The sequence below is a fragment of the Pseudomonas sp. GW821-FHT11G12 genome, assembly GCF_058808055.1.
Genome location: NZ_JBXARH010000006.1, coordinates 219,031 through 232,288, shown reverse-complemented (window position 1 = coordinate 232,288; position 13,258 = coordinate 219,031). Strand labels below are relative to the sequence as shown.

18 protein-coding genes are annotated in these 13,258 nt (G+C 60.1%); 10 read left to right on the top strand and 8 right to left on the bottom strand.

The genetic code is table 11. From position 1 onward, the window contains the following. Positions 1-6 precede the first annotated feature (6 nt). Genes mlaD through AC1RR7_RS19520 form a run of 3 tightly spaced genes read right to left on the bottom strand, consistent with a single transcriptional unit; the run spans position 7 to position 2,080 of the window. The gene (gene mlaD / locus AC1RR7_RS19530; protein ID WP_096818971.1) at positions 7-474 is read right to left on the bottom strand and encodes an outer membrane lipid asymmetry maintenance protein MlaD; all 468 of its coding nucleotides are present in this window, start codon (positions 472-474) and stop codon (positions 7-9) included. Continuing rightward, a complete protein-coding gene (mlaE, locus tag AC1RR7_RS19525; RefSeq protein WP_096818969.1) occupies positions 474-1,271 on the bottom strand; it encodes a lipid asymmetry maintenance ABC transporter permease subunit MlaE in 798 nt (265 codons plus the stop codon). The genes mlaD and mlaE overlap by 1 nt, the downstream gene beginning before the upstream one ends. Beyond that, positions 1,271-2,080 carry an ATP-binding cassette domain-containing protein gene (locus AC1RR7_RS19520; RefSeq protein WP_096818967.1) on the bottom strand — a complete coding sequence of 270 codons (810 nt, stop codon included), beginning with the start codon at positions 2,078-2,080 and terminating at the stop codon, positions 1,271-1,273. The genes mlaE and AC1RR7_RS19520 overlap by 1 nt, the downstream gene beginning before the upstream one ends. A gap of 275 nt (positions 2,081-2,355) precedes the next feature. Between AC1RR7_RS19520 and AC1RR7_RS19515 the strand changes: the two genes are divergently transcribed. The 10 genes from AC1RR7_RS19515 to AC1RR7_RS19470 all read left to right on the top strand — a co-directional run bounded on the left by AC1RR7_RS19515 (position 2,356) and on the right by AC1RR7_RS19470 (position 9,382). After that, positions 2,356-3,330 carry a KpsF/GutQ family sugar-phosphate isomerase gene (locus AC1RR7_RS19515; protein WP_085729618.1) on the top strand — a complete coding sequence of 325 codons (975 nt, stop codon included), beginning with the start codon at positions 2,356-2,358 and terminating at the stop codon, positions 3,328-3,330. Further along, positions 3,331-3,855, top strand: a complete 525-nt coding sequence (locus AC1RR7_RS19510) for a KdsC family phosphatase (protein ID WP_011332476.1) — start codon at positions 3,331-3,333, stop codon at positions 3,853-3,855. Positions 3,856-3,863: 8 nt separating this feature from the next. Further along, positions 3,864-4,436, top strand: a complete 573-nt coding sequence (gene lptC / locus AC1RR7_RS19505) for an LPS export ABC transporter periplasmic protein LptC (RefSeq protein ID WP_085711782.1) — start codon at positions 3,864-3,866, stop codon at positions 4,434-4,436. Next, complete coding sequence (lptA, locus tag AC1RR7_RS19500) at positions 4,423-4,968, top strand: lipopolysaccharide transport periplasmic protein LptA (protein WP_096818965.1); 546 nt, start codon at positions 4,423-4,425, stop codon at positions 4,966-4,968. Before lptC ends, lptA begins: the two co-directional genes overlap by 14 nt. Beyond that, entirely contained in the window at positions 4,968-5,693 is a 726-nt protein-coding gene (lptB, locus tag AC1RR7_RS19495) for an LPS export ABC transporter ATP-binding protein (RefSeq protein ID WP_007953572.1), read from the top strand. The genes lptA and lptB overlap by 1 nt, the downstream gene beginning before the upstream one ends. A gap of 186 nt (positions 5,694-5,879) precedes the next feature. Beyond that, positions 5,880-7,373 (top strand): RNA polymerase factor sigma-54, encoded by a 1,494-nt coding sequence (locus tag AC1RR7_RS19490; RefSeq protein WP_011332472.1) that lies wholly within the window; start codon positions 5,880-5,882, stop codon positions 7,371-7,373. Between the two features lie 73 nt (positions 7,374-7,446). After that, a complete protein-coding gene (gene hpf / locus AC1RR7_RS19485; protein WP_007953578.1) occupies positions 7,447-7,755 on the top strand; it encodes a ribosome hibernation-promoting factor, HPF/YfiA family in 309 nt (102 codons plus the stop codon). Between the two features lie 11 nt (positions 7,756-7,766). After that, the gene (gene ptsN / locus AC1RR7_RS19480) at positions 7,767-8,231 is read left to right on the top strand and encodes a PTS IIA-like nitrogen regulatory protein PtsN (protein WP_096818963.1); all 465 of its coding nucleotides are present in this window, start codon (positions 7,767-7,769) and stop codon (positions 8,229-8,231) included. A 2-nt stretch (positions 8,232-8,233) separates the two neighbouring features. Beyond that, positions 8,234-9,091, top strand: coding sequence for an RNase adapter RapZ (gene rapZ, locus AC1RR7_RS19475; RefSeq protein WP_096818961.1), 858 nt, complete (start codon positions 8,234-8,236; stop codon positions 9,089-9,091). A 15-nt stretch (positions 9,092-9,106) separates the two neighbouring features. Continuing rightward, a complete protein-coding gene (locus tag AC1RR7_RS19470; protein WP_096818959.1) occupies positions 9,107-9,382 on the top strand; it encodes an HPr family phosphocarrier protein in 276 nt (91 codons plus the stop codon). Positions 9,383-9,422: 40 nt separating this feature from the next. Here AC1RR7_RS19470 and AC1RR7_RS19465 read toward each other — a convergent pair whose 3' ends face one another. Genes AC1RR7_RS19465 through AC1RR7_RS19445 form a run of 5 tightly spaced genes read right to left on the bottom strand, consistent with a single transcriptional unit; the run spans position 9,423 to position 13,192 of the window. Next, positions 9,423-10,316 carry a ZIP family metal transporter gene (locus tag AC1RR7_RS19465; RefSeq protein ID WP_273539079.1) on the bottom strand — a complete coding sequence of 298 codons (894 nt, stop codon included), beginning with the start codon at positions 10,314-10,316 and terminating at the stop codon, positions 9,423-9,425. A gap of 30 nt (positions 10,317-10,346) precedes the next feature. Further along, a complete protein-coding gene (locus tag AC1RR7_RS19460; protein WP_096818954.1) occupies positions 10,347-10,958 on the bottom strand; it encodes a superoxide dismutase in 612 nt (203 codons plus the stop codon). Between the two features lies 1 nt (position 10,959). Next, positions 10,960-11,400 (bottom strand): DUF2753 family protein, encoded by a 441-nt coding sequence (locus AC1RR7_RS19455; RefSeq protein WP_096818952.1) that lies wholly within the window; start codon positions 11,398-11,400, stop codon positions 10,960-10,962. Between the two features lie 27 nt (positions 11,401-11,427). Further along, complete coding sequence (locus AC1RR7_RS19450) at positions 11,428-12,804, bottom strand: class II fumarate hydratase (RefSeq protein WP_096818950.1); 1,377 nt, start codon at positions 12,802-12,804, stop codon at positions 11,428-11,430. After that, positions 12,785-13,192, bottom strand: a complete 408-nt coding sequence (locus tag AC1RR7_RS19445; RefSeq protein ID WP_085608076.1) for a FagA protein — start codon at positions 13,190-13,192, stop codon at positions 12,785-12,787. The genes AC1RR7_RS19450 and AC1RR7_RS19445 overlap by 20 nt, the downstream gene beginning before the upstream one ends. Positions 13,193-13,258: the final 66 nt, after the last annotated feature.

The following is a 13,258-nucleotide window of genomic DNA, read 5'->3' as shown; positions in this document are numbered from 1 at the left end:
AGCTCCTCATTTGGCGTCTTTGCTAACGGTATTGAGCAGGAATTTACCGATCAGGTCTTCCAGTACCAGTGACGACTGCGTGTCGTGGATGGTTCCACCATCCTTGAGGCGGGTTTCTTCCCCGCCCACGCTGATACCGATGTACTTCTCGCCCAACAGGCCAGCGGTGAGGATAGACGCTGTGGAGTCGGTCGGCAGGTTGTCGACCTTCTTGTCCACCAGCAACGTTACCCGACCGGTGAAACTGTCGCGGTCCAGATCGATCGCCGTGACCTTGCCGATGGTCACACCGGCCATGGTCACTTTGGCTCTGACCGTCAAACCGGCGATATTGTCGAAGTACGCGTAAAGTTTATAACTGTCGGTGGTGGACGTCGGAGACAGGCCACTGACCCGCAGGGCCAGCAGCAACAAGGCCAGGATCCCTGCCAGCAGGAACAGGCCGACACCGATTTCCAGGGTGCGGTTTTGCATCAGAAATCTCCAAACATCAAAGCGGTCAGAATAAAGTCCAGGCCGAGCACTGCCAGCGAGGCAAACACTACGGTCTTGGTGGTGGCACGACTGATCCCCTCGGAAGTGGGCTCACAGTCATAGCCTTGGAATACGGCGATCCAGGTCACGACAAAGGCGAAAACGATACTTTTGATCACGCCATTGAGCACATCGCTGGAGAAGTTCACGCTGTTCTGCATGTTCGCCCAGTAGGAGCCTTCATAGACGCCCAGCCAGTCGACCGCGACCCAGGAACCGCCCCAGATGCCGACCACGCTGAAGATCATCGCCAGCACCGGCAGGGAAATGAAACCGGCCCACAGACGCGGGGCAATGATGTACTTGAGCGGGTCCACACCGATCATTTCCAGGCTGGACAACTGCTCGGTGGACTTCATGTTGCCGATTTCCGCCGTCAGCGCCGAACCGGCACGACCGGCGAACAGCAGCGCCGTCACCACCGGACCCAGTTCACGCAGCAGGGTCAAGGCAACCATCTGCCCCACCGCCTGCTCCGAACCATAGCTCGACAGAATACTGAAGCCTTGCAGCGCCAGCACCATGCCGATGAAGATCCCGGACACCACGATGATCACCAGCGACATCACGCCGACTGAGTGCAATTGCTTGACCAGCAGGCCGAAACCACCGCTGATGCCGCCCCGGCCCAGCAGGGCATGGAACAGGAACAGGGTCGCCCGACCGAATACCGCGACAGCATCGATGGCTGACTCGCCGAATCGACGCACGCGTTCTATTAATGAAATTCTGCGCATCAGCGCTTCCCCAGAAGATCTGCGCGGTAATCCGTCGCTGGAAAGTGATACGGAACCGGGCCATCGGGGTTGCCGGTCATGAACTGACGGATACGCGGCTCGTCCGAGTTCATCAACTCGTCCGGCGTACCCTGCCCCAGCACCTGGCCATCACCTACGACATAGATGTAGTCGGCGATGCTCGCGGTTTCCGCCAGATCGTGGGAAACCACGATGCTGGTGATCCCCAGCGCGTCGTTGAGCAGACGGATCAGGCGCACCAGAACGCCCATGGCGATCGGGTCCTGGCCGACGAACGGTTCGTCGTACATGAGAATCTGCGGATCCAGCGCAATCGCCCGGGCCAGCGCCACACGACGTTTCATGCCGCCGGACAGCTCGTCGGGCATCAGTTCGATGGCGCCGCGCAGGCCGACTGCCTGCAATTTGAGCAGGACGATGTCGCGGATCATCTCGTCCGGCAATTCGGTGTGAACGCGCAGGGGAAAGGCGACGTTCTCGAACACGTCGAGATCGGTGAACAGCGCGCCGCTCTGAAACAGCACACCCATGTGCTTGCGTGCATCGAACAGATCGCTGCGCGACAGCTTCGGCAGGTTCTGGCCGTTGACCCAGACCTCACCCTGCGAAGGCCGCAACTGGGCGCCCATCAAGCGCAACAGCGTGGTCTTGCCACACCCGGAAGGCCCCATGATGCCGGTGACCTTGCCGCGCGGGATGCGGATATCGACGTTATTGAAAATGCTCCGCGCACCGCGCTTGAAGGAGACTCCCTTCAGCTCGACCGCGTAGGCGTTATCGGCACTCATCTAAACTCCTTGCGATGCAGCCTCTCACTCGGACGCCTGGCTTTCTGAAGAAAGCCCCTACATCCCGGGCAGGCCGAACTGGCGGCGAACTATATCACTGCAAAGGCCAAGCGCCCAAGGCCTCTCCCCGGCCGCGTTCAGCGATATGACAGGCCCAGGGCTTCTATTAGAGGGTTTTGGTAACGAGGAATGACAAAGCACGACGAACTTGCGTGAGGCTTTTCAACATAACCGCTATAATCGCCGCCTTTTCATCGGGCTATACGATTTCTGACATGAGCCAAACCAGCGACCTGATTCAATCGGCACAACGCACCATCCGCCTCGAAGTGGAAGCCGTACAAGGCTTGTTGCCCCATATCGACGCCGATTTCGTACGCGCTTGCGAGATGATTCTGGCCAGCAAGGGCCGTGTCGTCGTGGTCGGCATGGGCAAGTCCGGGCACATCGGCAACAAGATTGCCGCGACCCTGGCCAGCACCGGCACCCCGGCATTTTTCGTGCACCCGGCCGAAGCCAGCCATGGCGACATGGGCATGATCACCCGTGACGACGTGATCCTGGCCCTGTCGAACTCCGGCTCCACCAACGAAATCGTCACCCTGCTGCCGCTGATCAAGCGCCTGGGCATCCAGCTGATCAGCGTGACCGGCAACCCGCAATCGCCTCTGGCAAAAGCGGCCGAGGTCAATCTCAACGTTCACGTCGAGCACGAAGCCTGCCCGCTGAACCTGGCACCGACCTCCTCGACCACCGCCGCACTGGTCATGGGCGACGCCCTGGCCGTGGCGCTGCTGGAAGCCCGCGGTTTCACCGCTGAGGATTTCGCCTTTTCCCACCCGGGTGGCGCACTGGGCCGACGCCTGCTGCTGAAAGTGGAAAACGTCATGCACGCCGGCCAGGAGCTGCCGCAGGTACAACGCGGCACCCTGCTCAAGGACGCACTGATGGAAATGACCCGCAAGGGGCTGGGCATGACCGTGATTCTTGAAGCCGACGGCAAACTCGCCGGGATCTTCACCGACGGCGACTTGCGCCGCACGCTGGATCGCAGCATTGATATACGCAGCGCCACCATCGACCAGGTGATGACCGTGCACGGCAAGACCGCCCGCGCCGAAATGCTCGCCGCCGAGGCCCTGAAAATCATGGAAGACCATCGAATCAACGCGCTTGTCGTCGTGGATGAGGACGATCGCCCGATCGGCGCCTTCAACCTCTCCGACCTGCTGCGCGCAGGAGTGATGTAAATGAGCACCGATCTGCTGCAACGCGGCAAAGCCATCAAGCTGGCGGTTTTCGACGTCGACGGCGTCCTCACCGACGGGCGCCTGTACTTCCTTGAAGACGGCAGCGAGTTCAAGACCTTCAATACGCTCGACGGCCAGGGCATCAAGATGTTGATGAACGCCGGCGTGCAAACGGCCATCATCAGTGGTCGCAAGACCCCGGTGGTCGAACGCCGGGCGAAAAACCTGGGCATTCCGCACCTGTTTCAGGGTCGTGAAGACAAACTCGTCGTCCTCGACGGCCTTCTCGAGCAACTGGGCCTAAGCTATGAACAGGTCGCCTATCTCGGCGACGATCTGCCCGACCTGCCGGTGATTCGCCGGGTGGGGCTGGGGATGGCGGTGGCCAACGCTGCCGCTTTTGTGCGCGAGCACGCCCATGGCGTCACTCAGGCCCGTGGTGGCGAGGGTGCCGCCCGCGAATTCTGCGAACTGATCCTGCGCGCCCAGGGCAGCCTCGATGCCGCCAATAACGCGTATTTGTGAGTCAAACCATGTTTAGCAAAAAGTTTCGCAACATACTGCTGTTCGGTTGCATCGCGGCCATTTTCGGCGCGGTCGGCTACTGGAACATCAGCCCGGAACGCTTCCTCGACAAGCCTCCTGTCTCGGCAGAAGAGAGCCCGATCGACTGGTATGCGACCAACACCCACACCTTGCAATACCTGGAAGACGGCAAGGTGCAGTACGAAATGACTTCCGACAAGGCCGAGCACGTCAAGGCGACCGACATTACACTGGTCACCAAGCCCGACCTGAACATGTATCGCGGCACCGACTTCCCGTGGCACGTGACCAGCGAGCGCGGTGAAGTGAATTCCGGTGGCACCGAGGTCGAGCTGATCGACTCGGTTCGCGTCAAGCGCACCGATGAAAAGAACCGCGACACCCTGATCACCTCCACTCGCATGACAGTGTTCCCGCAGCAACAATATGCGCAGACCCAGCAACCCGTTAGAATCGACGGCGCTGGCGGTGTATCGACCGGCGTGGGAATGAAAGCGTATTTGAAGGAAAGCAGGATACACCTGCTATCGAACGTAAGAGGACAGTATGAGGCTCGTTAAAACCCTCCCTATTTTGCTCAGTCTGGGCGCAGCACTGGGAAGCGTGAGCGCCTGGGCTCTGCCGAACGATCAAGAGCAGCCAATCCGCATTCAGGCCGACGATGCCCAGCTGGACGACAAGAATGGCGTTGCCACCTATAAAGGTGACGTGATCATCACTCAGGGTTCGATGATCGTCAAAGGCAACACCGTGACCATCACCCGCACCCCGACCGGCGATATCGACGTCGTGACCTCGGTGGGCAACCTTGCCTACTTCGAGCAGTTGCAGACGGCTGGCGACACCAAGCCTGTACAGGGCTGGGGCGTGACCATCCAGTACCACGCCGCGCAAAACCGCGTTGTGCTGATCGACAAGGCGAAAGTCGTCGACAAGGACAACAACACCACTCAGGGCGAGAAAATCGTCTATGACACGGTGAAAAAGCTGGCCAGCGCGGGTCGTGCCACCGGCAACAAGGTCACCGAAGCGCGTCCGCGCATTGACATGGTGATCCAGCCGAAGAAGAAAACCGACGAGAAATCCCAGTAATGGCAACTCTGAAAGCCCAGCACCTGGCCAAGGCCTATAAAAGCCGCCAGGTCGTGCGCGATGTCAGCCTGTCGATCGACAGCGGTCAGATCGTCGGCCTGCTCGGCCCCAACGGCGCCGGCAAGACCACCTGCTTCTACATGATCGTCGGCCTGGTGCAGGCCGATCAGGGTCGCGTGCTGATCGACGACCTGGACGTCAGCCACCAGCCGATGCACGGTCGCGCCAAGGCCGGTATCGGCTATCTGCCACAGGAAGCGTCGATCTTTCGCAAACTGTCGGTGGCCGACAACATCATGGCCATCCTCGAGACCCGTCAGGAGCTCGACAAGGCCGGTCGTCGCAAGGAGCTGGAAAGCCTGCTGCAGGAATTCCACATCAGCCACATCCGCGACAACCTCGGCATGAGCCTGTCCGGTGGTGAGCGTCGCCGGGTGGAAATCGCCCGCGCACTGGCCACCGCACCGAAATTCATCCTGCTCGACGAACCGTTCGCCGGTGTCGACCCGATCTCCGTGGGCGACATCAAGCAGATCATTCACCACCTCAAGGCCAAGGGCATCGGTGTGCTGATCACCGACCACAACGTCCGCGAGACGCTGGATATCTGCGAAACGGCCTACATCGTCAATGACGGCCAACTGATCGCCGAAGGCGACTCCGCGACCATCCTCGCCAACGATCTGGTGAAGGAAGTGTATCTGGGTCACGAGTTCCGCCTGTAAGCGCGACAGCATTCGACCAGCCGTCCGGGTGCTGTAACGTTGAAGCGCACTTTTATACGCTTTTATTGTTACAGCGCTCTAGGCAAACACGACAGTTTCAGGCATATAATTTGCTTAAGTTTGGCGCTTCGGCGCCCTGTAGTGGATGGCGCATAGCGCCGGCGAATAAGGTGTTAAGCCCCTGCCATGAAACCATCGCTAGTCTTGAGAATGGGCCAGCAGCTGACGATGACACCGCAGCTGCAACAGGCCATCCGCCTGCTCCAATTGTCGACCCTGGATCTGCAACAGGAAATCCAGGAGGCTCTGGAATCCAATCCGATGCTCGAACGCCAGGAAGACGGCGACGACTTCGACAACTCCGATCCCATGGCCGACAACGCCGAACAGAAGCCCAACACCGAGATCCAGGAACCCTCCTATCAGGAGACCGCACCGACGGTCGACAATCTAGAGGATGGCGAATGGAACGAGCGAATCCCCAACGAACTCCCCGTCGACACCGCCTGGGAAGACGTCTACCAGACCAGCGCCAGCAGCCTGCCGAGCAGCGATGACGACGAGTGGGACTTCACCACCCGTACCTCCGCCGGCGAGAGCCTGCAAAGCCACCTGCTGTGGCAACTGAACCTGGCGCCGATGTCCGACACCGATCGCCTGATCGCCGTCACCCTGATCGACTGCATCAACAATCAGGGCTACCTCGACGAAACCCTCGAAGAAATTCTCGACGCCTTCGATCCGGAGCTCGACATCGAGCTGGACGAGATCGAAGCCGTCCTGCACCGCATCCAGCAATTCGAACCTGCCGGCATCGGCGCACGCAACCTGGGCGAATGCCTGCTGCTGCAATTGCGCCAGCTGTCGGCCAAGACTCCTTGGCTGGCGGAAGCCAAGCGTCTGGTCACCGATTACATCGACCTGCTCGGCAGCCGCGACTACAGCCAGCTGATGCGCCGCATGAAGCTCAAGGAAGATGAACTGCGCCAGGTCATCGAACTGGTGCAGAGCCTCAACCCGCGCCCCGGTTCGCAGATCGAGTCCACCGAAGCCGAGTACGTGGTGCCTGACGTCATCGTGCGCAAGGACAACGAGCGCTGGCTGGTCGAACTGAACCAGGAATCGGTGCCGCGCCTGCGGGTCAACGCCCAGTACGCCGGTTTCGTGCGCCGCGCCGACACCAGCGCCGACAACACCTTCATGCGCAATCAGTTGCAGGAAGCCCGCTGGTTCATCAAGAGCCTGCAGAGCCGCAACGAAACCCTGATGAAAGTGGCCACCCAGATCGTCGAGCATCAGCGCGGCTTTCTTGAATACGGCGACGAAGCCATGAAGCCTCTCGTGCTGCATGACATCGCCGAAGCGGTGGGCATGCACGAGTCGACGATTTCCCGGGTGACCACGCAAAAATTCATGCATACCCCCCGGGGCATTTATGAACTGAAATACTTTTTCTCCAGCCACGTCAGCACCTCCGAAGGCGGCGAATGCTCGTCCACGGCGATCCGCGCGATCATCAAGAAACTGGTTGCCGCGGAAAATCAGAAAAAGCCGTTGAGTGACAGCAAGATCGCTGGTTTACTGGAGGCACAAGGCATTCAGGTGGCTCGCCGCACCGTCGCCAAGTACCGCGAATCCCTCGGGATCGCGCCTTCGAGCGAACGCAAGCGGTTGATGTAAGCCACGTTACAGCGTTCCAGTGGCAGGCTCTTCGGCCTGCCGCTTTATGCACTGGCAACGAAGGAGAAGCTGTATGCAAGTCAACATCAGTGGACACCAACTGGAAGTTACCCAACCTCTCCGTGAGTACGTTGAGCAAAAGCTCAAGAGGCTTGAGGGGCATTTCGACAAGATCACCAACGTGCAAGTCACGATGTGCGTCGAGAAGCTGAAGCAGAAAATCGAAGCCACGCTGCATATTCCCGGTAACGAGGTCGTCGCAAACGCGGAACATACCGATATGTACGCAGCGATCGACGCGCTGACCGACAAGCTTGATAAACAACTCAAAAAGCATAAGGAAAAGACCCAGAGCCTGCTTCAGGGCGCTACCGGTCGATAACCCCCACCCCCATGATCCGACTTGAAAGCATCCTGACCCCCGGCCGTTCCCTCGTGAACGTGCCGGGCGGCAGCAAAAAGAAAGCCCTCGAACAAATTGCCAACCTGATCGCCCGGGAAGTACCGGATCTGGAGATGCAAGATGTCTTCGAGGCACTGATTGCCCGTGAAAAACTCGGCTCGACCGGTTTTGGCAACGGCATCGCCATTCCCCATTGCCGCCTCAAGGGTTGCGAATCCCCCATCAGCGCCTTGATGCACCTTGAAGCGCCCATCGATTTCGACGCCATCGATGGTGCACCGGTCGACCTGCTGTTCGTGCTGCTGGTCCCGGAAGCCGCCACCGATGCGCACCTGGAACTGCTGCGCCAGATCGCCAGCATGCTCGACCGCAAGGACGTACGCGAAAAATTGCGTCGCGCCACCACCAACGAAGCCTTGTATCAGGTTGTCCTGGACGAGCAAAACGGGCACTAAACATGCGCTTGATCATCGTCAGTGGCCGCTCCGGCTCGGGCAAAAGTACCGCTCTGGATGTCCTCGAAGACAACGGCTACTACTGCATCGACAATTTGCCTGCCGGCCTGCTCCCGGAACTGGCGGAGCGCGCACTGATTCATACGGAACTGTCTCAGCCACTGGTCGCGGTATCGATCGATGCGCGCAATCTGCCCAGTCATCTCTCGCGCTTTCCGGAATTGCTTGAAGAAGTCCGCAGCCGGCACATCCAGTGCGACGTCCTGTATCTGGACGCCGATGAAGAAACCCTGCTCAAGCGCTTTTCGGAAACCCGTCGTCGCCACCCGCTGAGCAGCGCCAATCGTTCGCTGGCCGAAGCCATCAACGATGAAACGGCCCTGCTGGGCCCGATCGCCGATCTGGCCGACCTGAAGGTCAACACCACCAATCTGAACCTGTACCAGTTGCGCGACACCATCAAGCTGCGGCTGCTGAACCAGCCGGAGCCGGGCACGGCGTTTCTGGTGGAGTCGTTCGGTTTCAAACGCGGCATGCCGGTGGATGCGGATCTGGTGTTCGATGTACGCTGCCTGCCCAACCCGTACTGGAAACCGGAACTACGCGCGCAATCGGGGCTCGATGAGCCGGTGGCCGAATACCTGGCGGCACAGCCGGAAGTCGAAGAGATGTTCCAGGACATCTATGCGTATCTGTTCAAATGGCTGCCGCGCTTCGCTGCAAGCAATCGCGCCTACGTCACCATTGCCATTGGCTGCACCGGCGGACATCACCGTTCCGTCTACCTGACCGAACGCCTGGGTCAGGCCCTGCAGAAAACCCTGAAGAACGTCCAGGTTCGCCACCGCGACCTCAGCTAAAGGATTCACACCGCGATGCCTGCTCTGGAAATCGAAATCATCAACAAGCTGGGCCTGCATGCCCGGGCGTCGGCAAAGTTCGTTGGCGTGGCGGGGCAGTATCCCGACTGCACGATCAGAGTGGGTCGCACCCCGGAAACCACGGTAGATGGCAAAAGCATCATGGCGATGATGATGCTCGCTGCCGGCAAGGGCACCAAAATCTTCCTGAGCACCGAAGGGCATCAGGAACAGGAAGCCCTGGATGCCTTGGTGGCACTGATCAACAACTACTTCGACGAAGGCGGTTGAAAGCCTTTGGTGGCGAGGGAGCAAGCTTCCCTCCCCCCTCTCATCCCAACGCCGTGTCCATCACCATCATCAGACAGAACCCGATCAACAATCCCAGGCTCGCCAGTTTGTCGTGACCATTGCGTCGCGACTCCGGGATTACTTCGTGGGTCACCACCAGCAACATCGCCCCGGCCGCCAGCGCCAATCCGAGGGGCAACAGCAACTCCGCCAGGCTGACCAGCCATGCACACAGCAGTGCAAACACCGGTTCAACCAGCCCCGATGCCGCCCCGATCAGAAACGCCTTGACCCGCGACATCCCTGCTCCGGCCAGCACCAGCGCAATCACCAACCCTTCCGGCACATCCTGCAAGGCGATGCCCATCGCCAGGCTGTCAGCGTCCGGCATGCCGCCGCCCGCGGAGACGCCGACGGCCATGCCTTCCGGGATGTTATGGGCAATGATGGCAAACACGAACAGCCAGATCCGCGGGGGAATCACTGGATGCTCGACGGTGCCGATGAGCATTTCCGGTGAAGCGCCGGACACCTTGCGGTCCACCAGATACAGACCGAAAGCACCGAGCATGATGCCGAAACAGATCAGACCACTGGCACCCCAAGGGCTCAGGCCAAGGCTTTCTGCGGCGGCAATCCCCGGCACGATCAGCGAAAAAGCAGTCGCCGCCAGCATCACGCCGGCACCAAACCCCAGCAGCGTGTCGCCCAATGCCTGAGGCATGTTGCGGATCACCAGCACCGGAACCGCCCCGAGTGCCGTGCCGAGCGCGCAGATTGCACCGCCCTGCAATGCCCGGGACAGTTTCGGCTCCAGGTCCAGCCATTCGAGTCCGTGAGCCACCAGCAAGGCCATGCCCGCCAACAGCAGCAGCGACCCGAATGCGTAACGAAACATACGCCCACTTCCGATCGCCAGTGTTTCAGTGCCCATAGTCAGCCTTGGATTGTTTTTATAGGAGACTTAAACCAGTGCAGCCTGATAACGCGCAGCGACTTCAGGCCAATTGATCACGTTGTAGAACGCGCTGATGTATTCCGGGCGGCGGTTCTGATAACGCAGGTAGTAGGCGTGTTCCCACACATCAAGTCCGAGAATCGGCGTATTGCCGCCCATCAGCGGGCTGTCCTGGTTGCCGCTGCTTTCCACCACCAGTTTTTTGTCCGGGGTCACGCTGAGCCAGGCCCAGCCGCTGCCGAAACGGGTCAGCGCGGCTTTGGTGAAAGCATCCTTGAAGCTGTCGAGGCCGCCCAGTTGCTCATCGATCGCCCTGGCCAGCGCGCCGTCCGGCTTGCCGCCACCGCCTGGCACCATCACTTCCCAGAACAGCGAATGGTTGGCATGCCCGCCGCCCTGATTGATCACCGCCGCACGCAGTTTTTCAGGCAGTTGCTGGACGCTGGCCACCAGTTTTTCCACCGGCCATTCGGCGTACTCCGTGCCCTCGACCGCGGCGTTCAGGTTGTTGATATAGGTCTGGTGATGCTTGGTGTAGTGGATCTCCATGGTCTGCGCATCGATGTGCGGTTCCAGTGCATCGTAGGCGTAAGGCAAGGCTGGCAGGGTAAAAGCCATTTCAGTGGACTCCATGGTGATGTTGGGCAGGCACGCGACGCGCATTGCCGGTATCCGGGTGCAGCAGACGCTGGGTGCGCGGGTATTCGCCGTGTTCGCTGATGAAATTGAGCAGTTCGACATAGGTCTTGCTGCTCTGGCGCAACGCCGCCTCACGCAGGGCCGGGCGCAGGCGCTCGTTCTGCATGGTCTGCAACAGGCGCTGGTGGATCGCGCACAGATATTCGGCGCTCTCCTCCGGCTGGTTCAGGCGCAGATGCAGGTCGGCCAGGTTGTGATGGGAGATGACGCAGGCCGCCACCGCTTCGTCGGCATCGGCCCAGCGCTCGAACAGCACTTGAGCCAGGGCCAGCGCTTGCAGATAGGCCTCGCGGGCGTCGATCAGCTCGCCCAGCATGAAGCAGCGATTGGCCCGTTCGATCGTGCGTTTCCAGTGCTCCATGATGAGTCTCCAAAGCGGTTGCGGTGTTTACACGCCGCCGGCGGTGAGTTTCTCGGGATTGAGCAACTCTTCCAGTTGGCTGCGCGACAGGTCGGTGTGCTCCAGCGCGACGTCGATCACCGGACGGCCCTGTTTGTAGGCCTGCTTGGCGATTTCGGCGGCTTTCTGGTAACCGATGATCGGGTTGAGTGCGGTCACCAGAATCGGGTTGCGCGACAGCGCTTCCTTGAGGCGCGACTCGTTGACCTTGAAGCTGGCAATCGCCTTGTCACCCAGCAGACGGCTGGAGTTGGCCAGCAATTCGATGCTGCTCAACAGGTTCTGGGCGATGATCGGCAGCATCACGTTCAGTTCGAAATTGCCCGACTGACCGGCGATGGTGATCACCGAGTCATTGCCGATCACTTGCGCGGCGACCATGGCGGTGGCTTCCGGAATCACCGGATTGACCTTGCCCGGCATGATCGATGACCCCGGCTGCAGGCCTTCCAGCTCGATTTCGCCGAGGCCGGCGAGCGGGCCAGAGTTCATCCAGCGCAGGTCGTTGGCGATTTTCATCAGCGATACGGCGGTGGCCTTGAGCTGACCCGACACGGCCACGGCAGTGTCCTGCGAGCCGATCAGCGCGAACAGATCCTTGCCGGGGGTGAATTGCACGTTGGTCAATTGACTCAACTGGCGGCTGAATCGCGCGGCGAATTCCGGATGTGCATTGATCCCCGTGCCGACCGCCGTGCCACCCTGAGCCAGGGATTGCAGGCTTGGCAACAAGTCCTGCAGGTGACCGATGTTGGCCTTGAGCTGCTGCGCCCAGCCATTGAGCACCTGACTCATGCGCACCGGCATGGCGTCCATCAGGTGGGTGCGACCGGTTTTGACGTGGTGGTGGACTTGTTCAGACTTGCGTTCGATCACTTGCACCAGGTGCAGCAGCGCCGGCAGCAGTTGTTCATGCAGGGCCAGCGCGGCGCTGACGTGGATGGTGGTTGGGATGATGTCGTTGCTGCTCTGCCCGCAGTTGACGTGATCGTTGGCGTTCACCGGCTCGTCGAGCAGGCGGCTGGCCAGCGTGGCGATCACTTCGTTGGCGTTCATGTTGGAGCTGGTGCCGGAACCGGTCTGGAAGATATCCACCGGAAAATGCTGCATGAAGTCGCCTTCAAGCAGACCCTGGGCCGCGTCGCTGATGGCTTTGCCTTGCGCAGCGCTGATCTGGTTGAGTTCGACGTTGGCCCGGGCTGCAGCGGCCTTGGCCAGAATCAGGGCGCGAATGAACTGGGTCGGCATCGGCTTGCCGCTGATCGGGAAATTGTCCACTGCGCGCTGGGTTTGCGCGCCGTAGAGAGCGTCCACCGGCACCTGCAGTTCGCCCATGCTGTCGCGCTCAATACGTGTCTTGGTCATCGGTAAATCCTTGGACTAATTCAATGAGAGGAATCGAGGGTTGCAACTCGCAAGTGGCGAGCTGCCAGGTGTAGCTTTGCCAGCGTTTGAGCCGGCATTTGCACAGGGACAGGCGCTCCATTTCACGCAATGGACGCCAGGCTTGATCGAGACAGAGGCTGCGCCAGTGCCACGGCAACGCGATGTCGGTGGCCGTGTCGAGCAGCAGACGGAAAGAAGTTTCAGCGACAGTCCAGGGCGAGGTCGCCGTGCAGCAGGCCAGATACCGGCCTTCGGCCAGGTAGTGTTCGATCAGACGCGGTTCGTCGGGATCCATGGCGCAACGGATCTGGCGACTCATCCAGCGCCAGCTTTCGAGGTACGGCTGCTCGTGCAAGGCAGAACTCATGATCCTGGGCTCATCCGATAATGAGATTTATTATTAGATGATAATGAGAACCAAAACAAGAGCAGC

What these genes read in the sequence shown, in the direction of transcription:
- mlaD (WP_096818971.1), bottom strand. Translation starts at nt 474, where the DNA reads ATGCAAAACCGCACCCTGGAAATCGGTGTCGGCCTGTTCCTGCTGGCA.
- mlaE (WP_096818969.1), bottom strand. Translation starts at nt 1,271, where the DNA reads ATGCGCAGAATTTCATTAATAGAACGCGTGCGTCGATTCGGCGAGTCA.
- AC1RR7_RS19520 (WP_096818967.1), bottom strand. Translation starts at nt 2,080, where the DNA reads ATGAGTGCCGATAACGCCTACGCGGTCGAGCTGAAGGGAGTCTCCTTC.
- AC1RR7_RS19515 (WP_085729618.1), top strand. Translation starts at nt 2,356, where the DNA reads ATGAGCCAAACCAGCGACCTGATTCAATCGGCACAACGCACCATCCGC.
- AC1RR7_RS19510 (WP_011332476.1), top strand. Translation starts at nt 3,331, where the DNA reads ATGAGCACCGATCTGCTGCAACGCGGCAAAGCCATCAAGCTGGCGGTT.
- lptC (WP_085711782.1), top strand. Translation starts at nt 3,864, where the DNA reads ATGTTTAGCAAAAAGTTTCGCAACATACTGCTGTTCGGTTGCATCGCG.
- lptA (WP_096818965.1), top strand. Translation starts at nt 4,423, where the DNA reads ATGAGGCTCGTTAAAACCCTCCCTATTTTGCTCAGTCTGGGCGCAGCA.
- lptB (WP_007953572.1), top strand. Translation starts at nt 4,968, where the DNA reads ATGGCAACTCTGAAAGCCCAGCACCTGGCCAAGGCCTATAAAAGCCGC.
- AC1RR7_RS19490 (WP_011332472.1), top strand. Translation starts at nt 5,880, where the DNA reads ATGAAACCATCGCTAGTCTTGAGAATGGGCCAGCAGCTGACGATGACA.
- hpf (WP_007953578.1), top strand. Translation starts at nt 7,447, where the DNA reads ATGCAAGTCAACATCAGTGGACACCAACTGGAAGTTACCCAACCTCTC.
- ptsN (WP_096818963.1), top strand. Translation starts at nt 7,767, where the DNA reads ATGATCCGACTTGAAAGCATCCTGACCCCCGGCCGTTCCCTCGTGAAC.
- rapZ (WP_096818961.1), top strand. Translation starts at nt 8,234, where the DNA reads ATGCGCTTGATCATCGTCAGTGGCCGCTCCGGCTCGGGCAAAAGTACC.
- AC1RR7_RS19470 (WP_096818959.1), top strand. Translation starts at nt 9,107, where the DNA reads ATGCCTGCTCTGGAAATCGAAATCATCAACAAGCTGGGCCTGCATGCC.
- AC1RR7_RS19465 (WP_273539079.1), bottom strand. Translation starts at nt 10,316, where the DNA reads ATGGGCACTGAAACACTGGCGATCGGAAGTGGGCGTATGTTTCGTTAC.
- AC1RR7_RS19460 (WP_096818954.1), bottom strand. Translation starts at nt 10,958, where the DNA reads ATGGCTTTTACCCTGCCAGCCTTGCCTTACGCCTACGATGCACTGGAA.
- AC1RR7_RS19455 (WP_096818952.1), bottom strand. Translation starts at nt 11,400, where the DNA reads ATGGAGCACTGGAAACGCACGATCGAACGGGCCAATCGCTGCTTCATG.
- AC1RR7_RS19450 (WP_096818950.1), bottom strand. Translation starts at nt 12,804, where the DNA reads ATGACCAAGACACGTATTGAGCGCGACAGCATGGGCGAACTGCAGGTG.
- AC1RR7_RS19445 (WP_085608076.1), bottom strand. Translation starts at nt 13,192, where the DNA reads ATGAGTTCTGCCTTGCACGAGCAGCCGTACCTCGAAAGCTGGCGCTGG.